This window comes from Saccharothrix ecbatanensis (assembly GCF_014205015.1).
Classification (GTDB): domain Bacteria; phylum Actinomycetota; class Actinomycetes; order Mycobacteriales; family Pseudonocardiaceae; genus Actinosynnema; species Actinosynnema ecbatanense.
Genome location: NZ_JACHMO010000001.1, coordinates 6,312,233 through 6,331,415 on the forward strand (window position 1 = coordinate 6,312,233; position 19,183 = coordinate 6,331,415).

Sequence of the window (19,183 nt, forward strand, 5' to 3'; positions counted from 1 at the left end):
GAGATGCGGCGATTCCCGGCCAAGGACCGACCTGGCAGGGACGCCTGGCTGGGGCCGCTCTCGCTGTGCCTCGGGCTGCTCAGCTGGCCGGTGCCGGCGGGTGGCGTGGTCCTGGCGTTCGGCGCGGTGGCCTGCGGAACGCTGTCCATGGCCACCAAGACGGAGTACCGGCTCGACTGGACAGCCGTCGCCGGCACCACTGTCGCGGTGCTCCAGCTGCTGCTGTCGTTGATGCTGTTCGCCATGGCCGCCGGCGGTCACTGACCGGGTCGGGTCAGCGCTACCCCGCCGGCGTCGGCTTCACCCTCGATCCGCTGCGTGACCGACCCACTACCGGATCGCCACATCCTCCACAATGGACGCTGCGGTGTGACGAGGCGAACACGTAGCGCGATCGGCGTCCGACCCGGCAGGTCGTAGGGCGACACAGTTCGCGCGCTGCGGGATCCCGTAGCAATCACGAAGCCTCACAACGGGTTCGACCGTTGCTCCAAATGGGCCTTGAGCCGGGCCAGTTCGGCCGGGATGTCCTCCGCCAGCCAGCGCTCGACCCTGGCGTCGAGGAGCCAACTCATCGGCGGCGCGAAGCAGAACTCCAGCCGCCGCCGGACCCTCGTGCCGTCACCGTCCGGGGTGCACTCCAGGAGGCCCCGGAAGCCGGCCATCCGATTCATCGGATGCGGGGCCTGAACGATGTCCACGCGTTTCCCAGGCGTCAACACGACTCGCTGGGTGCTCAGCGGCGCCGGCATGCCGGCCAGTTCGGGCCGGAACCGGAACACCGTTTCGTTCTCCGTCCGGCGCACCCACTTGATCGTCCGCAACCGCGGGTCGACCGCCTTGTACGCCTCGACGTCCATGATGAACGCCAGGATGTCCTCGGCCGGACACGCGATGACCGTCGTCGCCTCTCCCACTGCCGCCATGCGACTCCCCCCGAAAGTTTCTCGACCGAACCGTCCCCCGCGCTGACCATACTGGCCCCGAACGAGCGCACCGAGGGGAACAACTGCCGATGATCGACGTGATCCTGCCCGGCGCGGTCGCCTGTGCCGAGCCGTCCACGACCCGGAGGACGCGGCGCGGTTCCCCGATGAGGAGACGGTGGTCGCGGCAGTGTCACCCAAGCGCCGCAAGGAGTTCACGTCGGCGTGGTTGGGTGCCCGACATGCTCCGCACGCACCCGGGTCGCCGGACGCGCCCATCGTGCCCGCGCGCCGCGGTGGGCCGGTCCGTCGACTTGGTGTCGAAAAGCATCGACACCGAGCCTGCGGGCCCGCGTCCCGGCGGCGTCCCGGGCGCGATCGCACTTCCCGGCGAACGGCGGGAACTCGGCGGGCTTTCCGCGCGTCTACCCGACGTTCCGTGGAGCCGGGCTCCCTTCAGCCCCGGAGAGTCCATCCAAGACGCATGTTCTCCGCTGACCGGGAGGTGGTCGGGATTCGACGAGACGATCGTCCACATGGCATCGGACCCGGGCCGGCCCACCACTTCACGGCCGGCGGCAGGCCCGTTCGAGCCGGGCCGACAGCTCAAGTTAACGCTCGTCAGGTTGTACTTGACAGGCGTTAAGTTCCGGCCCTAGCGTAGTTGACCAATGTCGAGGAAACGTCCGGACCAGCCAAAAGGCCGGCTGTCGTTCAGCGAACGGCGAGCCGTCATCCTGGCCGCGGCAAGCGAGGTGCTCGCCGCGAACGGGTACGAGCAGGCGTCGATGCGGGAGATCGCCAAGGCCTCCAAGGTGACCACTCCCGTGCTCTACGACCACTTCCGCTCCAAGATCGACCTCTACCTGGCGGTCGTCCAGCACCACGCCGAGAAGCTCATCGTGAGCTGGTCGGCCCGGCCGCCGACAGCCGACACCTCCGAACTCTTCAAGCAGAGCAGCAAGGCGTTCTTCTCGTGGATCCGCCAGAACGAGGAAAGCTGGCGAATCCTCTTCCTGGACAACCCCCGTGATCCGGCCGCGGTCCAAGCGCACCAACAGGTTCGCGGCCTGGCCACCGAGGCGGTGGCGAGACTTCTCGAAACGCTTCCGCCGACCAGGATTCCCGGTAGCGTCGATGCCGCCGACGCAAACCTGGCGATCGCGGCGCACCTCACCGGGTCGGGCAACGCGCTCGCCAGCTGGTGGTGGGACAACCGGGACATTTCGACCGAAACGATCGTCGAACTGAACTACGAGCTGGTGTGGAACGGGTTGGGCTCGTTCATGGGGGAACGAGCGGAGTGATTTCCGCGCCAGTTCCGCTTTACCGATGATCTACCCGCGCTGAACGAAACAATCGATGCCGCACTCTCGTCACCAGAGCCACAGGTGTTCGACTGAGCAGCAAGGACACCCAGGGGCTCCATCAAACAACTGCCGTTGACCAGTCTCAGTTGGGGGACCGCCGCCAATGCCGACCATAGCCAAGAACCAGTACGAACAATGGCTCAAGATCGTGTACGACCGCATATCGGTGAACTTCAGCCGCGCCGAACCGCGCCGGCGGGCGTGGACCTACCTGACCGACTTACCCCGGGCGCACGCCTCGGGGTTGCGGAGCAGGGACGGTCTCGGCAACTACTCGGGTGAACAGCGCGCGGACGGCGTCCAGCGGCTGCTGACCAGCGCCCAGTGGAGCGAGGCGCAGGTGCGCGACGAGCTGCGCGGCATCGCCGTCCACTATGGAGGGAGCACCGGCGGGATCCTGTACCTGGCCGAGGTCGCGTTCCCCAAGAAGGGTCGCAACGCGGTCGCGGTGGAGCGCCAGTACAGCCCCGAGACGATGCGGGCCGAGAAGTGCCAGATCGGGCTCCTGCTGTTCCACATCACGGCGCAGGGACGGGTGTTCCTGATCGACCGGGAGCTGTACGTGCCGAAGAGCTGGGCCGACGACGCGCAGCGGTGCGCGCAGGCCGGCATCCCCGAGGACTACAGCTACCGCACCAAGTCCGCCATCGGCGGCATCATGGTCCGCCGGGCGTTCGAGGCGGGCATCCAGCCGGACTTCGTCATCTCGTCCGTCTTCTGCAACGACAAGCTGAAGCTCCAGAAGTGGTTGCGCTACAAGCAGGTCCCCCACCTCATCGCGATCACCGCGGGCGAGGCGAGACAGGCGCAGCACTACGCCGACGACGTCGCTTTACGGCCGGCCGACGTGCAGAGAGCGGCGGACCACCACCGACTCGGCGACTTCGACCGTCGGCACCCGGCAGCGAACAACGGCCAGGAGACCTGCGCCTACAAGAGCGGGATCCTGCACAAGGTCAAGCTGGACGGCGACGCGCCGGCGGGGTTCGAGAGTTCTTACCTGATCGCCTCGCCCTCCAACCAGAACACCGGGCCACGGTCGTACTTCGCTTGCTATCTGAGGCAGCGGACGCCGTTGGCGGAGATCACCCCGATCATCTCCCTGATGCAGTCCTCGGGCGCGTACTGCAAGCGGGCGAAGGAGGAGATCGGCCTTGGCCACTACGAGGTGCGCAGCTGGCGTGGCTGGTACCGGCACATCACCCTCGCCATGGCCGCGCACACCGCGCTGGAACTGGCCCGCGAACCCAACTCCGCGCTCCGGATCGCGTGACGTGGGGGCACACCGAAGGGCTGGGGGTCCTTCGGTGTGCCAGTCCTTCCTTTAGGCCCTTCTGGTGAACACGCCGCCCTCGCGGGCCATTCGTCAGTGGCCGCCACGCACGAGCCGACCGCGCAGGACCACCGCGATCGGGTGGTCGAGCTGGTCCAGGTCCGTCCGCGGGTCCTCGGCGTAGACGACGGCGTCCGCCGGCGCTCCCGGTTCCAGGCCGGGCAGCCCGAGGTAGGCGCGCGCGTCCCAGGAGGCGGCGGCCAGGGCGTCGTGCGGTCGCATCCCCGCGGCGGCCAGGGCGCGTACCTCGTCCATGATCCGCCCGTGCGGCAGCGAATCCGTGCCCGCCAGCACCCGGACACCGGCCTCGGCCGCCGCGGCGACCAGCGACGCATGCACCCGCGCGCCTTCGACGAACCACCGTTTACCAGGGCTGTCGTCCCGGCGGAGCACTTCCGGCAGCACCTGTTGGAGGCCGTGCAACGTCGGCGTCAGCGCCGTGCCCTGCTCGGCCATGCGGGTGAGCAGCTCGGGCTCCAGCAACATCCCGTGCTCCACCGAGTCGACCCCGGCGGCCACTGCCGCCGCGCCACCACCGGCCTGCTGCGTGTGCACCGCGACCCGCCCACCCACCGCGTGGACCGCGTCCACCACGCCGGTCAGCACGTCGACCGGCACCGGCACACCCGCCGAACTCCAGTCCCCGATGATCTTCACCCACCCGGTGCGAACGGCCTGCGCGGAGGCGACGGCGGCCATCTCGTCGTGGTCGACCCGGCGACCCCAGCCGTCGAAGAACTGCCCGTGCTGCGCCAGCCAAGGCCCCGCGTGCCACGCCCTCGGCAGGTCGGGGTCGGCGCCGAACCAGTCCGGCGGCTCACCGGCCAGCCCGGGTGACCGGATCGCCGTCACACCCGCGTCGACGTGCTGCCGGAGGTGGTCGCGCAGCATCAGGTCGTCAAGCGGCTCACCCGGCACCTCGACGCCAGGGTGGGTGTGCGCGTCCACCAGTCCGGGCAGCAACCACCCCTCGACCACCGCCTCCACGTTCCGCACCGGGTCCGTAGTCCACCGGTCGCCGTCGGCGTAGAGATCGACGTACTCGCCGTGCGGGAGCGCACGGCCACGAACCCGAACAACCACCAAACACCTCCGGTCACGGTGGGCCGAGGAGCACGGTCACCTCGTCGCCCTCGTCCAGCTCCTTAGCCTTCCGCACCGCGGCCTTCAGCGCGAGGAACTTGGTGCCGTCCCCCTTGGGCAGCAACGACGTCCGCCACTCGGTGACACCGACGCGCGCCACCACCGGCACGAGCCCTCGCCGCTCCATGAACCCCTCGACGACGTCCTCCGGCACGTCGACGTAGTACCACCCACCCGGCCCGTCGAACCGCCGCACCTCACCCGTCACCGTGTGCACGCCGACACGATCCCACCGCCCACCGACATTTCCCGTCCGCCGCCGCTGTCCACGTTGGCCGATCGGGGTGGACGACCGGGTTCAGTCGGTGATCCGCCGCCGGTAGAGGGCGGTGGCGATGACGAACGACACGATCAGCAGGCCGACCGACCACGCCAGCGCGATCCAGCCCTTGTCACCGATCGGCGTTCCGGTGAGCAGGCCGCGCACGGTCTCGATCACCGGCGTGATCGGCTGGTGCTCGCTGATCCCCTGCAGGAACGACGGCATGGTCTCCGTGGGCACGAACGCGCTGCTCAGATACGGCAGGAACAGCATGAAGAAGCTCATCGAGCTGGCCGCCTCGACCGACTTCGCCATCGCGCCGAGACCCGCCGCCAGCCACGACAGCGCCAGCACGTAGAGCAGCAGCAACCCGGCCGCCGCGAGCCACTCCACCAGTGACGCGGACGGGCGGAAGCCCATGGCGATCGCCGCGCAGACCACGATCGTGGTGGACATGGTGTTGCGCGCGACGCTCGCCGTCACGTGACCGGTCAGCACGGCGAAGCTGCGGATCGGCATGGACCGCAGGCGGTCGATCATGCCGCTGTTCATGTCGTTCGCGACGGCCATCGCGGTGGACGCGGCGCCGTAACCCGTGCACAGCAGGATGATCCCGGGCACCACGTAGTTGATGTAAGCGGTGCCGGTCTCGATGGCGCCGCCGAAGACGTATACGAACAGGGCCATCATCATCAGCGGCAGGACGATGGACATGACCAGCGTTTCCGCGTTGCGCCGGCCGAGCCGGATGCTGCGGCCGATCATGGTCATCGAGTCCGCGATCGCGTAGCTCATGCGGGCACTCCTTCACGGGCGGTCAGGGCGAGGAAGACGTCGTCGAGGGTCGGGCGGTGCGAGGAGACCTGTGCGGGCACGACGTTCGCGGTGCGCAGGTCGTCCAGCACGAAGTGCAGGTGCGTGGCGGTGCCGTCGGACGGGACGCTGAGCACGAGCCGTTCCGGGTCCGTGAAGCCGCCGAGCCTGGTGGCCGCGACGCCGAGCGCGGCGGCGGACGTGAAGCGGAGGTCCAGCCGGTCTCCGCCGACCTTGGCCTTGAGCGCGTCCGCGGTGCCGTAGGCGGCGACCTTTCCGTTGTCCAGCACCATGATCCGGTCCGCGAGCCGGTCGGCCTCCTCCAGGTACTGGGTGGTGAGGAAGATCGTGGTGCCGGTGCGGACCAGGTCGCGGATGGCGTCCCACATGGTGTTGCGGCTGGACGGGTCGAGGCCGGTGGTCGGCTCGTCCAGGAAGATCACCTTGGGGGCGGCGACGAGGCTCATCGCCAGGTCGAGCCGGCGCCTCATGCCGCCGGAGTACGTCTTGACCCGGCGGTCGGCGGCGTCGACCAGGTCGAACCGCTCCAGCAGTTCGCCCGCGCGGTCCCTCGCCTTCGGTCGGCCGAGGTGCATCAGGCGACCGACCATGACCAGGTTCTCCCGGCCGGTCTGCTCGTCGTCCACGGCGGCGTACTGGCCGGTCAGGCTGATCACGCCGCGCACCTTGGCGGCCTCGCGCACCACGTCGTACCCGGCCACCCGCAGCTTCCCCGCGTCCGGCTTGGTCAGCGTGGACAGGATGCGGATGGTGGTGGTCTTGCCGGCGCCGTTGGGACCCAGCAACGCGAAGACCGACCCCTCGGCGACCTCCAGGTCTATCCCGTCCAGCACCGCGGTCGACCCGTACGCCTTGCGCAGGCCACTCGCCTCAACGATCATCGCCGCCCCCTTATGTGTATGCGGTACGCTAAAGAGCGTAGCTCATACGCAGTTAATTTCGGAAGCCCTAGACTGACCGCCTGCGGTGACGAGAGGGTGAGGATGACCGACGAGAACGGCCTGCCAACGGAGATCGCGCTGCTCTGGGGGCTGCGTGAGCCGGCGCGACGTGGCCGGAAACCGGCGCTCTCGGTGCCCGACATCACCCGGGCCGCGATCGAGGTCGCCGACACCGAAGGGCTGGGTGCCGTGTCGATGGCCAGGGTGGCGAAGCAGCTGGGCAACTCGACGATGGCGCTCTACCGGCACGTGAACAGCAAGGACGAGCTGCTCAAGCTGATGTCCGACGCGGCGTTGAACGACCCGCCGGAGATGCCCGCGGACATCGAGTGGCGCGACGGGTTGACGTTGTGGGCGAACAGCGTGTTGGCGACGCTGCGCGAACACCCTTGGTACGCCTCGATCCCGCTGGACGGGCCGCCGATAGGGCCGCGGAACCTGGCGTGGTTCGACTCCGCGTTGGGTGCTCTGGCCGATACTTCGTTGGAAGAGGCGGAGAAGGTCGGCGTGGTGATGGGGCTGCTGACGTTCGTGCACGGCGAGATTCGGTTGACGGCGGAGTTGGCGGAGAGCTTCCGGGACAACCCGGAGGCGTTCGGCCGGGCGTACTCGCAGGCGTTGCGACTGGTGGTGGACCCGCGGAAGTTGCCGGCGCTAGGGCGGGTGGTGGCTGCCGGCGTGTTCGACTTCGACACGCTCTACGACGAGGTCGAGGTGGAGGCCGACTTCCGTTTCGGCCTGAACCTGTACCTGGACGGCATAGCCGCCTACCTGGCCCGCCGGGCTGACGTGACCTGATGGTGCTGCGGTGACCTGGTGTCGTGGTGACCTGGTGCCGTGGTGACCTGGTGCCGTGGTGACCTGGGTGCTGCGGTGACCTGATGGTGCTGCGGGGCCGGTCGGGACCCCGCAGCACCGCAGGATCACCGCCGGGCGGAGCCGGTCTGCGACACCCGCTGCCGCACGGGTGCGTCGGCCGACATGATCGCCAGGCCGGCGGTGATCAGGACCAGGTTCTTGACCAGGAACTCGCCGGTGATGGTGAGGAGCAGCGGGTTGCCCGTCTGGAACGCGACGGACGGCTGCACGACGAGCGTCAAGAGCGTGCCGCACAGGTGGAGCACGACGATCAGCGCTACCCAGCGCAACCGGCGACCCACCATCAGGGCGACACCCAACGCCACTTCCACTAGTCCGAGTGCGAACACGAAAGATCGCGGTTCGAGCCAGGGAACAGTTCCGGCGACCAGTTCGCCGACCGGCGTGGTGCCGGTGACCTTAAGGGCGCCGAACCACACGAAGACCACGCCAAGCGACCCTCGCAGGAGGGGAATGCTCAACGCCCGCAACGCATTCACAGGCGCATCCAGACGGGACGAGAACTCGATCATCCACATCACTTCCTTCGCGAGCGGGACCACGTCGACCCGCACAGGAGGTCGGTCCGTTTCGTGTCCACGCTGACCGGAACAGGACTGGGAGCGCTCCCAGAACTGTAACGGTAAGGAAACACAATGTGAAGACCCGATTCCAGCCGGCCACAACTACCCGCCCCCGCTCACCCGCTCACCCCCCCAACCCGCCCCCCCAACCCACCACCCCCAACCCACCACCCGCGACCCGCGACCCGCGACCCACCCCAACCCGCGCCCCACCCCGCGATCCCCACCCACTTCGCAAGCCCTCCACACCGCGCGCCCTCCAGTCCGGGCTTGCGAGGCTCGTCGCTTGGGCAACGTGAGTCCTCCACCCGGGCGTCGCGAGTCGCGCGGCGCGGCAGTGTGAAAGTGCCAATGAGTCAGGCGGGTAGGGCGACACTCAGACAGCCATGCCCGGCGCGACTCGCGACTGCCCGGCGCGACTGCCAGGCGCGGGTCACACCTAAGCCAGGCGCGGGATCGGAATGTGTATCCCAGGGCGCGGTCCAGGGTGTGGGGGCGGGGTCCGGGTCGCGGTCCAGGGCGTGGCTGGGTCCAAGGCGCGGATGCATGACTCGGGGTCCGGGGCGTGGGCGCAGTCCGGGGCATGGGTCGCCGGTCGGGGTGGTGGCGGCGGTGGCCGTGCGGGTGGTGGCGGCGGCGGTGGCGGCGGCAGTGGCGGCGGCCGTGCGGGTGGTGGCGGCGGCGGCCGTGCGGGTGGTGGCGGCGGCGGCCGTGCGGGTGGTGGCGGCGGTGGCCATGGGGTGCGGGTGGCCACGGCGGGTGGGCAGTGGGGGTGGGTGGTCGTGGGGGTCGGGTTTCGGCGGTCCGCTTCTCTCAACCGAGGTACGGGAACAGTGTTTCCGTACATTTTCGGCCGATGATCACCCAATCGTGTCCGGCAAACCCGTAGAAAACTCGCCCGCCGCCACCGGCGCCCCGAAAAGGCTCCCCATGGCAGCCACCGCACCCGCCGCACGCCACCACTCCGCCTGCTCCTCCGTCTCCACCCCATCCACCAAAACCCGCACCCCCGCCGCCCGCACCAACTCCACCAACCCGGCCAAGTACTCCGCCTCACCCCGCGCCTGCCGCCCCACCAACCGCGACGCCACCCGCACCGACCCGACCCGCAACTCCGACGCCGCCGCCAAGTCGTCCGGCCCCAACCCGAACTCCTCCAACGAAACCCCGACCCCCAGCTCGGCCAACACCGTCAAGTTGTCCACGGCGTCCGACTCCGCCAACACCGCCACCGGCATCCCCACCACGAGCCGCGACGCCGCCAACCCCGTGTCGTCCAACACCCGCCGCACCCGCCGGACCAGGTCACCGTCGCACGACTGATGCCTGGTCAACCCCACGTGCAACGGCACCGCGAACCCGGACGCACCCCACCAACCCACCTGACCGCAAGCCGTCGCCAACCGCCACTCGCCCAACGGCAGGATCAGCCCCGTCCGCTCCGCCAACCCGACGCAACCGGCGTGATCCAGCGACCCTTCACCACGATCCCAGTGCAACCGCGCCGCAACCCCCGCCAACGCACGCCCGGCCAACCCCACCACCGGCTGGTACCGCACGCCGATCTCCCCGTGCTCCCAAGCCCCCGGCATGGCCACGGCCAGCGCGTCCACCCGCCGATCACTCGCATCCTGCCCGTGGTGGAACAACTCCCACTGCCCGCGCCGACGCGACTTCGCCCGCCGCAACGCCTGCTCCGCCGCACGCATCACGTTCGCCGGCTCCCACTCGGCCGGCGGCCGACGCACCACGCCCACGCTCACCGACACGGCCAGCCCGCAGTCGTCGAAGTACACCGGCTCCGCCAGCTCCCGGTTGATCTCGGCGACGATCGTCCCGACATCCGGCGTGCCGACCGCGTTCTCCACCAGGATGCCGAACTCGTCACCCTCGAACCGGGCGATCATCGCCTTCTCCCGCGCCATAACGGCCTTCAACCGCTGCGCCACGTGCACCAGCAGCCGCTCGCCGGTCCGCCGCCCGAGGCTGTTGCACACCATCCCGAACGCGTCCACGTCAAGGTGGAACAACGTCACCCCGCGCACCGGATCCGCCCGCCGCAGCGCACTCTCCAGGTACGTGCTGAAGTACTGCCGGTTCGGCAACCCGGTCGACACGTCGTGCAGCGCCTGCCGGTTCAGCTCCGACTGCAACAGCATCAGCTCGGTGCCGTCCTCGATCACGGCCACGAAGTGCCCCGGCTGGTCGTCCGCCCCGCGCAGCAACGACACCGTCAACGAGATCCGCGCGACGTCGCCGTCCTTGCGCAGCAACCGCTGCGGCTGCCGGACCCGTTCCTGACCGCCCTCGACCAACGCCTGCAACGCCCGACCCAGCACCTTCACCGAATCCGGGTGCACCAGGTCCAGCAGCGCGAAGCCCGTCAGCTCCTCCGTCGTGTACCCGAGGATGTCGCCGATCGCCGCGTTCGCCCGCACCAGCTTCCCGTCCAGGTCCACCACCAGGATCCCGCTGGACGACGAAGTGGCGACCTCCTCGAACCGCGCCTCGCTCTCCTTCAGGTTCCACTGCGCGTCGCGGACCGCCTTCAGCATCGACAGCTGCATCGACTCCTGCTGCTCGAACACCGCACGCCTGCCGGCCGCCAGGAACCCGCACGCCAACGACCCCAACGCGGACACGATCCGCGACGCGTAACGCTCGACGGGCTGGAACTCGGGCAGCGCGAGAAGCCCCTTCCCGAGCACCTCGGCGGTGACGCGCAGGCCGTCCTCGCCTACGTACCCGAGCCCGACCAGCCGTTCACCGAGCCGCTCGACCGCCCGCTCCGCCCCCGAACCGGCGGAAGGCTCGGCGTGCAGCACCGCGCACAGCTCGTCCAACCGGTCGCTCAATTCGCGGTCGAGTTCGTCCCTCGTCAGCGGAACGACTACGGCGCCGCTGAGCAGGTACGACCACTTCCGCGCAAGGAGTTCCCGACCACGACCGGGTGGTGGCGTGGCCTCTGGTCTTCGACTGGGGTACGGCATTCCCGTTGCCCTGCTCCGATATAGAGGATCGGCGGAAGCTTACCCACCCCCCACTGGCCAACACTCGACCGGACGTGTGAACCGCTGGTGTGAATCGGAATCGGCACGGGTGACTTTCCGTCATGTATTCAGGACTTTCGCCCGACCCCCGCGTAGACCAGCATGTTCATCCCCGGTTCGGAGGCGATATCGGCAGGTCCGGCGGGGTGCCACTCACCGCAGCCGACCAGTCCCGGTTCGACCAGTCCGAAGCCGTCGAACAACCGCGTCACCTCGGCATGGGAACGCAGGTTCACCTGATCAGGGCTTTTGCTCCGCTTGATCACGTCGGTCGCCTCGGTCAGGTTCTCGCCCTGGTGGTCCCCGGTGACGTGGGTGATCGCCAGGAAGCTGCCGGGCGCCAGCGCGTCCCGGTACCGGGCCAGCAGCCCCAGCGGGTCCGACTCGTCCGGCACCCAGTGCAGCATCAGCAGCATGAGCAGGCCGACGGGCTGGTCGAAGTCCAGCAGCCGACGCGCCTCGTCGCTGCCCAGGATCGCCTCCGGGTCACGCATGTCGGCCTGCACGACGGCCGCGTTGTCGTTCCCGACCAGCATCAACTCGCTGTGCGCCACCGCCACGGGATCACGGTCGACGTAGAGGACGCGGCACTCGGGTGCCTCGGCCTGGGCGACCTCGTGCACGTTGCCGACGGTCGGGATGCCGGAGCCGATGTCGAGGAACTGCCGCACGCCCTGGCCCGCCATGTACCGGACCACGCGGCCGAGGAACTTGCGGTTGACGCGGGCCGCGTTGCGGAGTCCGGGCATGGCGGTCTCGATCTGCTCGCCGACGGCGCGGTCGACCGCGAAGTTGTGCCCGCCACCCAACATGTAGTCGTAGGTGCGCGCCATGCTCGGCACGGAAACATCCACGCCCGATGGAATCCATTGGCTTTGGGTCATCTCTGCGGACACCTCTCCACTTTCTCGAACCGATGAGAGTACCGATCGGCCGAACGCGTGATCACTGAACCATCAGTGTGACACCAACCCACCCGATCGGGCCTGTCTATGTCAACCGACCGAGTCCTATTGTGGGCCGTCCCTTTCGGCCACCGACGGGAGCAGGTATGGGTGTCCCGGTGGCTCCTGGCCGCCTGCCGTTTCTCGGGCACACCCTGGAGATGGTGCGCCGGCGGCACGAGTTCACCTCATCACTGCGCGATCACGGTGATGTGGTACGTGTCGATCTCGGCCCGATGGAGACGCATTTCGTGACCAGTCCCCGACTCGCGCACCAAGTGCTGGTCACCGACGGCGCGCTTTTCCGCAAAGGTGCGATGTTCGACAAGTTCCAACCGTATCTCGGCAACGGTGTGATGCTCTCCAACGGCGCGTTCCACCTGCGGCAGCGGCGGATGATGCAGCCCGCGTTCCACCGTGACCGCATCGACGGGTACGCGCGGACGATGGCGCGCGCCGCCGCCGCGTTGACGTCGTCGTGGGCTCCCGGCGAGGTCCGGGTGGTCGAGGACGACATGCAGGGCCTGGCGGTCACGGTCGTCGGCGATGCGTTGTTCTCCGCGGAGTTGGGGCAGCGGGCGGTAGCCGAGGTTCGGCGGTCGATCTTCGTGGTGATCAAGCAGGGCATGGTGCGGGCGTTGTCGCCGTCGTTCGTTGAACGGCTGCCGCTGCCGGGGAACCGGGAGTTCGACCGGGCCATCGCACGGATGCGCGCGATCGTGCTGGAGGTCATCGCGAGCCGGCGGGCGGACGCTGAGGACCACGGTGACCTGTTGTCGAAGTTGTTGCTGGCACAGGACGACACCGGCGCGAGCATGACCGACCGGCAGCTGTACGACGAGGTGCTGACCCTGCTCACGGCGGGGATCGAGACCACGGCGTTGGCGCTGGCCTGGGCGTTCCACGAGATCGCCGAGCACCCGGACGTCGAGGAGCGGGTTGTCGCCGAGATCGACGAGGTGCTGGGCGGGCGTCCGGTCACTTTCGCGGACGTGCCGAAGTTGACGTACACGGCGGCGGTGGTCAACGAGGTGCTGCGGATGTACCCGGTGTGGATCCTGATGCGCCGGAGCACCGCGCCCGTCGACCTGGGCGGGGTGGAGTTACCGGCGGGCGCCGAGGTGATCGTGAGTCCGCACGCGCTGCACCACGACCCGGCGTCCTTCCCCGAGCCGCACCAGTTCGACCCGGACCGGTGGACCTCTTCCGCCGACGTGCCTCGCGGCGCGTTCGTCCCGTTCGGGGCCGGCACGCGGCAGTGCATGGGCAACGTGTTCGCCCAGACCGAGGTCGTGATCACCCTGGCCACCGTGCTCTCGCGGTGGCGGCTCGTCCCTGTGCCCGGCAAACCCGTGCGCACCAAGTTCACGTCCGCCGCCTACCCCAGCGGTCTGCTCATGACAGCCGTTCCCCGCTAACGCGGATCTCAGCGGCTCACACACAGGAGGTTGTTCAGTCGTGCGTTGGTCGCGTTTCCGGTTGGGTGCTGTCGCACTGCTCGTCGCGGTGGCGGGTCTCCTGCCAGCCACCCCGGCGAGCGCCGCACCCGTCACGTGTGAGCAACTCCGCGTGCCCGTGACGGTGTTCGGCACGCAGCAGTCCATGCACGGCACGCTGTGCACGCCGGTGGGCGCGTCCACCGTTCAGGTGTTGATTCCCGGCGGCACGTACAACAGCTCGTACTGGGACATCTCGTACGCGCCGGCGACCCGGTCGTACCGGCAGGCGATGAACCACGCGGGCATCGCCACGCTCGCCGTCGACCGGCTCGGCACGGGGCGCAGTTCACGGCCGTTGAGCGCGTTGGTGACGGCGTCCACGCAGGCGAACGCGGTGCACCAGGTGATCCGGACGATCCGGCCGCGGTTCGACAAGGTGATCGTCGGTGGGCACTCGATCGGGTCGGCCATGGCGTTGATCGAGGCCGGTGTGCACCAGGACGTGGACGGGGTGCTGGTCACCGGGTTCACGCACCGGATGAACTTCCTCACCGTGGCGCCCGTGCTGGCAGGCATGATCCCGGCGGCGCTCGACCCGCAGCTGCGGGGGTACGGGCTGGACTTGGGTTACCTGACGACCGCGGCGGGCAAGCGTTATGGCGCTTTCCACGCGCCGGGGCGTGCGGTGGCGGAGGCGATCAGGCTCGACGAGGCGACCAAGGACGTGTTCGCGGCGTCGGAGGCGGTGGACACGGTCACGCTGAACAACGTGGTCATCCCGTTCACCCGCTTGGTCGACGTGCCGGTGATGATCGTCGTCGGCGACGACACCCACTTCTGCGGCCCACCGCTGGGCAGTGACTGCACGTCCGCGGAGGCGCTGCGTGCGTCCGAGTCCCCGTTCTTCTCCCCCGCCGCCCGCCTGCACACGTACGTCCTGGACGGCTACGGCCACTCGATCAACTACGCCCCCAACGCCCCCGACTACCACCGCGCCGTAGCCACCTGGACCCAAACCCTCTAACCCCACCCCCCGTGAGTCCTACGTTCAGGACCCGTGAGTCCTACGTTCGGAACCCCCGAGTTCAACGCTCAGTACAAGATCGTTTGTTCTGAGCGTTGAATTCAGGGGTCCCAAACGTAGGACACGGTGGTCCTGAAGGTACGACTCGCGCGTTCTGAACGTAGGACTCACGCGGGCGGTGGGGGGAGGGTTAGGCGGCGCGGATGTTGTCCAGGTAGAAGGTGCCGCTGACTACGGGGTTGGCTTCGACCTGGTTGATGAAGATGTTGAACTGGGACAGGTTCTTCAGGTCCTCCGGCGTGATCCGCCTGTGCGCGTTCCCGGTGTCCCAAGGCGCCGGACGCCAGTCCGCGAACGGGATCGTGACCACCCCGCCGGTCGTCCCGGCGAGCGACGGGTAAGCCTCGTAAGCCACCCCACCGGCGTTCAGCTGCAACACCAGCTTGTGGTTCGACCCGTCACCCTTCAGCCACACCGACAACCCGCTGTACGCCGACCAGTCGCCCTCGACGCGCTTTCCGATCCCGGTGTACGTCTGGAAGCTGAAGTCGTAGTCGAACTTCAGCGCCTTGCCACCGTTCTCCGCCGCCAACGAGATCGTGTTCGTCCCGTACGGGCTGTACTCCGCAGCCAACGCGGTGTCGTCCACGTGACCCTCGAAGTCGTCCACCACACCCGGCGCCAACGGCGGCTTCGCGCCCAGGATCACCCGGTTCGACACCACCAGTGGCTCACCGGTCGACGCGGTCACCTTCAGCTGCGTGACCTTGTTGGTCAGGTTCTCCGCGCCGATGTCCCACGTGCCGGTGTAGTAACCCGAACGGCGGTCCAGCGTCAGCCGGTGCCTGGCCGGGTCGTCACCCACGGTGAAGTAGACGGACTTGGCCTTGGCGTCGAGCAGCCGCACGCGGACCGTCGTGGTCGGCGTGACGACGCGCTCGCCGTCCGTCGGCGACACGATGTGCATGAACGGCCCGTGCGCCTCGGCCCGAACCTTGCGCCCGTACACGTTCCCGAGGTCCAAAGCCTGGCTGAACACCGCGAACGGATCCGCGTGCAGCCGCTTCAGGTCCGGCAGCAACTCGTGCTCCGGCTCGGTCGCGGTCGCCGGGTACGGCAGGAAGAACTGCTCGGTGCCGAAGTTCACCCACGTCAGCATGAACGCGCTGCGACTGGCCCACGGGTCCGCCTTGATGGCGTTGAACATCGTGGTGAACCAGCTCAGGTTCCCGTTCTGCCCGTTGGGCTTCAGCGCGCCGCTGATCCCGTACTCGGTGAACGCCGACACCTTCCCCTTCTCCGCCGCGATGCGGGCGATCATGCCGAGGTCCGCGACGATGCCGTCCAGGAACTGCTGCGACCCGTTGCTGCCGTCGTAGCTGTCGATGCCGAACACGTCGATGTAGTTGTCACCCGGGTACGTCCGCATGTAGACGTCGTCCACGCCGCCGTAGCCGCCGCCCGGCGAGTACGCGTACAGGAAGTTGTGCACGTCCTTCACGTCACGCAGGTACTCGACCGTGTACCGGAACAGCTCGACGTACTTCGCCGGTGACGCGTGCGCCGCGCCCCACCAGAACCACGAGCCGCTGTTCTCGTGGAACGGCCGGTAGATCATCGGGATCGGGTTGCCGTTGACGTCGTCGGCCTCGTGCGCGAGCCGGGCGACCCGGTCCAGGTAGGCGTTGAACTGCGCGTTGTGGTCGCCGCCGGGCAGGATGCGGGTGACGACATCGCCGTTGGTGTCGTAGAAGCTGCCGCCGGTGACGAAGTTGTCCATGTGCGACGCGAGCGTGTGCACGCCGCCGATCTCGTTGTGCGCGGTCTCGATCAGCTTGACCGTGGCCTGGAAGTTCTCCTCCGGCGCCGGGTCGCCGGGCGACGAGCCGTAGCCGAGGTGGCCGGTGTCCCAGCCGAACATCGCCGGGTGGTCGCCGACGCCCGCCTTGACGTCGGACTTCAGCCCGTCGGTCTCGGTGAACTCGTCCCAGGTGACGCCGAACTCGGTCGTCTGCTGGTGGCCGAACAGCACGCCCTTGCCCTGCTGCTCGCGCAGGTAGGAGTACAGGGACCTGGTCTCGGGGGTGGCGTCCGGGTCGGAGATCCGGACCGTCTCCCGCTTCGCCTTGCCGTCGGCGAACTCGGCCTCGGCGGGCGCGGCCGAAGCACCGACCGCACCGGCGCCCAGCAGGGCTGCGACGACGACCGCGACGGTCCCCCGTCTGGCTGGTGAACGTTTCCTCATGACTACCGACCTCTCGCCTGTCGGATTCTCGGCTCCGCCGAGGTGTTGAGCGGCACTCGCTGGAAACGCACCCTAGCTGCGTAAGTTTCGTAAGTGAAGAAACTTGTCCGAGCTTGTCCGCCGACCGTCTCGACAGGACAAGCTCACGCGTCGCCGAGCGACTCCAGCACCTGCTTCAACGTCGCCGCCAACGCCGCCCGCTCCTTCTTCGTCAACGCGCTGAGCAGCCGGTTCTCCGTGGCGAGGTGAGCGGGCAGGGTCCGGTCGATCAGCTCCCGACCCTCGTCCGTCAGGGCCACGACCACCCCACGCCCGTCGTGCTCGTTCGGCGTCCGGACGACGAGCCCGCGCGCTTCGAGCCGGTCGAGCCGCTGCGTGACCGCCCCCGAGGTGACCATCGACGACCGCATCAGCTCGGTCGGGGTCAGCCGGTGCGGCGGTGCGCTGCGGCGCAAAGTGGCCAGCACGTCGAACGACGCCCGGTCCAACCCGTGCTCGGCGAACGTCTTGTTCAGCTCGCCGTCCACCAGTCGGGCCAGCCGGCTGAGCCTGCCGATCACCGCCATCGGGGAGACGTCGAGGTCGGGGCGCTGCGCGTGCCACTGACCGAGGACCAGGTCGACGTGATCTGCCATCGAACTAGCTTAGCGGTGAGGTAAGTCACCGGCACGACACTCTGGCGAGATACCTTAGCGGTGAGCTACTTTGTCTTAGTGCTAAGCAAATGGGTGACCGCGCTCGCCCCCGCCGTCTGGGGCACGACCTACTTCGTCACCACCGAGTACCTGCCGCCGGACCGACCGCTGCTGGCCGGGCTGCTGCGGGCGTTGCCGGCCGGGTTGTTGCTGGTCGCGGTCACGCGGCAGCTGCCTCGCGGCGACTGGTGGTGGCGGTCGCTGGTGCTCGGCTCGCTCAACATCGGCGTGTTCCTGCCGCTGCTGTTCCTGGCCGCGTACCGGCTGCCGGGCGGTGTCGCGGCGACCGTCGGCGCGGTGCAGCCGTTGGTGGTGGCCGGGTTGGCGACGGTGTTGCTCGGTCAGCGGATGACGACGCGCACGGCGCTCGCCGCGATCGCGGGCATCGTCGGCGTCGCGCTGCTGGTGCTGCGGGCCGACGCACAGCTGGACGCGGTGGGGGTGGCGGCGGCGCTCGGCGGCGCGGTGGCGATGGCGACCGGCGTCGTGCTGAGCAAGCGCTGGACCACGCCCGCGCCGCTGCTGGCCGTCACGGGGTGGCAGCTCGTGGCGGGCGGTGTGGTGCTGCTGCCGGTGACGCTGCTGTTCGAAGGCCTGCCGCCGGCGCTCACGGCGACGAACCTCGGCGGCTTCGCCTACCTGGGGATCATCGGCGGCGCGCTCACGTACGCCCTGTGGTTCCGCGGGATCCGGCTGTTGCAGGCCACCCAGGTCACGTTCCTCGGACTGCTGAGCCCGGTCGTCGCCACGCTCGTCGGCTGGCTCGCGCTCGACCAGGGGCTGACCGCTTGGCAGGTGCTCGGCGCGGCCGTCGTGCTCGGCGCGCTCGTCGCCGCCCAAAGGAAAGTCGCCCAGAGGAAAGTCGCTCAGAGGAAAGTCGCTCAGCCAACAGTCGCCCAGGGAAAAACACTGGAGCAGAAGGGGGAAAACCATGCGGATCACCGTGTTCGGAGCCTTCGGTAGCGTCGGCCGCCGGGTGGTCGAGGAGGCACGGCGGCGCGGCCACGACGTCACGCCCGTCAGCCGCAGGCCCGGTCCGGACAGCGAGGTCGGTGACGCGAGGCTCGTCGCGGACGTGGTGCGGCTCAGCGCGGGTCGTGACCTGGTCATCAGCGCGACCCGCCCGGCGGACGGGCAGGAGGGGGAGCTGGTCGAAGCCACCAAGGCGTTGCTCGCGGGGGTCGCCGAGACCGGGGCGCGACTGCTGGCCGTGGGCGGGGCGGCCACCCTCGTCACCCCCGCCGGGCACACGGTCGAGGAAGCGCCCGACTTCCCGGACGAGCTGAAGCCCATCGCGCGGGCGTGCGCCGAGCAGTTGGCGGTGTACCTGGCCGATCCCGTCGCCGACTGGACCTACCTCAGCCCGCCGGCGTTGTTGGAGCCCGGTGAGCGGACCGGCGTGTTCCGGGTCGGCGGTGACGAGCAGGTCGGTTCCACGATCTCGGTCGAGGACCTGGCGGTGGCGCTGCTGGACGAGGCCGAAACCCCCAAGCACCAACGAAAGCGCTTCACGGTCGGGTACTAGCAAAAGGGGC

18 protein-coding genes are annotated in these 19,183 nt (G+C 68.9%); 8 read left to right on the forward strand and 10 right to left on the reverse strand.

Going from position 1 to position 19,183, the window contains the following annotated elements; genetic code table 11:
- Nucleotides 1-3: 3 nt before the first annotated feature.
- On the forward strand, nucleotides 4-264 hold the full coding sequence (locus F4560_RS26915) for a hypothetical protein (RefSeq protein WP_184924384.1): 261 nt from the start codon (nucleotides 4-6) through the stop codon (nucleotides 262-264).
- 203 nt (nucleotides 265-467) lie between these two features.
- Here the strand turns inward: F4560_RS26915 and F4560_RS26920 are convergent, their stop codons facing one another.
- Complete coding sequence (locus F4560_RS26920; protein WP_184924386.1) at nucleotides 468-926, reverse strand: SRPBCC family protein; 459 nt, start codon at nucleotides 924-926, stop codon at nucleotides 468-470.
- 671 nt (nucleotides 927-1,597) lie between these two features.
- On the opposite strand from F4560_RS26920, the gene F4560_RS26925 reads away from it, so the two are divergent.
- Together F4560_RS26925 and F4560_RS26930 are read left to right on the forward strand one after the other, a co-directional pair.
- The gene (locus F4560_RS26925) at nucleotides 1,598-2,233 is read left to right on the forward strand and encodes a TetR/AcrR family transcriptional regulator (protein WP_184924388.1); all 636 of its coding nucleotides are present in this window, start codon (nucleotides 1,598-1,600) and stop codon (nucleotides 2,231-2,233) included.
- Nucleotides 2,234-2,399: 166 nt separating this feature from the next.
- Nucleotides 2,400-3,569: an IS701 family transposase gene (locus tag F4560_RS26930; protein WP_184924390.1), complete on the forward strand. Its 1,170-nt coding sequence runs from the start codon at nucleotides 2,400-2,402 to the stop codon at nucleotides 3,567-3,569.
- 93 nt (nucleotides 3,570-3,662) lie between these two features.
- On the opposite strand, the gene F4560_RS26935 is transcribed toward F4560_RS26930, so the two are convergent.
- The 4 genes from F4560_RS26935 to F4560_RS26950 form a co-directional block, all read right to left on the reverse strand.
- Nucleotides 3,663-4,712 carry an amidohydrolase family protein gene (locus tag F4560_RS26935; RefSeq protein ID WP_184924392.1) on the reverse strand — a complete coding sequence of 350 codons (1,050 nt, stop codon included), beginning with the start codon at nucleotides 4,710-4,712 and terminating at the stop codon, nucleotides 3,663-3,665.
- A gap of 13 nt (nucleotides 4,713-4,725) precedes the next feature.
- On the reverse strand, nucleotides 4,726-4,989 hold the full coding sequence (locus tag F4560_RS26940; RefSeq protein WP_184924394.1) for a DUF1905 domain-containing protein: 264 nt from the start codon (nucleotides 4,987-4,989) through the stop codon (nucleotides 4,726-4,728).
- Between the two features lie 81 nt (nucleotides 4,990-5,070).
- Nucleotides 5,071-5,829 (reverse strand): ABC transporter permease, encoded by a 759-nt coding sequence (locus tag F4560_RS26945; RefSeq protein ID WP_184924396.1) that lies wholly within the window; start codon nucleotides 5,827-5,829, stop codon nucleotides 5,071-5,073.
- Complete coding sequence (locus F4560_RS26950) at nucleotides 5,826-6,749, reverse strand: ATP-binding cassette domain-containing protein (RefSeq protein ID WP_184924398.1); 924 nt, start codon at nucleotides 6,747-6,749, stop codon at nucleotides 5,826-5,828. The genes F4560_RS26945 and F4560_RS26950 overlap by 4 nt, the downstream gene beginning before the upstream one ends.
- Nucleotides 6,750-6,851: 102 nt before the next feature.
- Between F4560_RS26950 and F4560_RS26955 the strand changes: the two genes are divergently transcribed.
- Nucleotides 6,852-7,607, forward strand: a complete 756-nt coding sequence (locus F4560_RS26955) for a TetR/AcrR family transcriptional regulator (RefSeq protein ID WP_184924400.1) — start codon at nucleotides 6,852-6,854, stop codon at nucleotides 7,605-7,607.
- 125 nt (nucleotides 7,608-7,732) lie between these two features.
- Here the strand turns inward: F4560_RS26955 and F4560_RS26960 are convergent, their stop codons facing one another.
- From F4560_RS26960 to F4560_RS26970, 3 genes are all read right to left on the reverse strand, one after another.
- Nucleotides 7,733-8,206, reverse strand: a complete 474-nt coding sequence (locus F4560_RS26960; RefSeq protein ID WP_312869868.1) for a DoxX family membrane protein — start codon at nucleotides 8,204-8,206, stop codon at nucleotides 7,733-7,735.
- 905 nt (nucleotides 8,207-9,111) lie between these two features.
- Complete coding sequence (locus F4560_RS26965; RefSeq protein ID WP_184924404.1) at nucleotides 9,112-11,241, reverse strand: putative bifunctional diguanylate cyclase/phosphodiesterase; 2,130 nt, start codon at nucleotides 11,239-11,241, stop codon at nucleotides 9,112-9,114.
- Nucleotides 11,242-11,369: 128 nt separating this feature from the next.
- Nucleotides 11,370-12,113, reverse strand: coding sequence for an SAM-dependent methyltransferase (locus tag F4560_RS26970; protein WP_376775431.1), 744 nt, complete (start codon nucleotides 12,111-12,113; stop codon nucleotides 11,370-11,372).
- Between the two features lie 239 nt (nucleotides 12,114-12,352).
- Here F4560_RS26970 and F4560_RS26975 point away from each other — a divergent pair, with 239 nt between their 5' ends.
- Both F4560_RS26975 and F4560_RS26980 read left to right on the forward strand, forming a co-directional pair.
- Nucleotides 12,353-13,663, forward strand: coding sequence for a cytochrome P450 (locus F4560_RS26975; RefSeq protein ID WP_184924408.1), 1,311 nt, complete (start codon nucleotides 12,353-12,355; stop codon nucleotides 13,661-13,663).
- A gap of 40 nt (nucleotides 13,664-13,703) precedes the next feature.
- Entirely contained in the window at nucleotides 13,704-14,708 is a 1,005-nt protein-coding gene (locus F4560_RS26980) for an alpha/beta fold hydrolase (protein ID WP_312869497.1), read from the forward strand.
- 190 nt (nucleotides 14,709-14,898) lie between these two features.
- Here the strand turns inward: F4560_RS26980 and F4560_RS26985 are convergent, their stop codons facing one another.
- Nucleotides 14,899-16,953: a glycosyl hydrolase gene (locus F4560_RS26985; RefSeq protein ID WP_184924410.1), complete on the reverse strand. Its 2,055-nt coding sequence runs from the start codon at nucleotides 16,951-16,953 to the stop codon at nucleotides 14,899-14,901.
- A gap of 143 nt (nucleotides 16,954-17,096) precedes the next feature.
- Complete coding sequence (locus tag F4560_RS26990; RefSeq protein WP_184924412.1) at nucleotides 17,097-17,588, reverse strand: MarR family winged helix-turn-helix transcriptional regulator; 492 nt, start codon at nucleotides 17,586-17,588, stop codon at nucleotides 17,097-17,099.
- Between the two features lie 78 nt (nucleotides 17,589-17,666).
- On the opposite strand from F4560_RS26990, the gene F4560_RS26995 reads away from it, so the two are divergent.
- Nucleotides 17,667-18,611 (forward strand): EamA family transporter, encoded by a 945-nt coding sequence (locus F4560_RS26995; RefSeq protein ID WP_184924414.1) that lies wholly within the window; start codon nucleotides 17,667-17,669, stop codon nucleotides 18,609-18,611.
- Nucleotides 18,580-19,173 (forward strand): NAD(P)-dependent oxidoreductase, encoded by a 594-nt coding sequence (locus tag F4560_RS27000; RefSeq protein ID WP_184924416.1) that lies wholly within the window; start codon nucleotides 18,580-18,582, stop codon nucleotides 19,171-19,173. Before F4560_RS26995 ends, F4560_RS27000 begins: the two co-directional genes overlap by 32 nt.
- Nucleotides 19,174-19,183 lie beyond the last annotated feature (10 nt).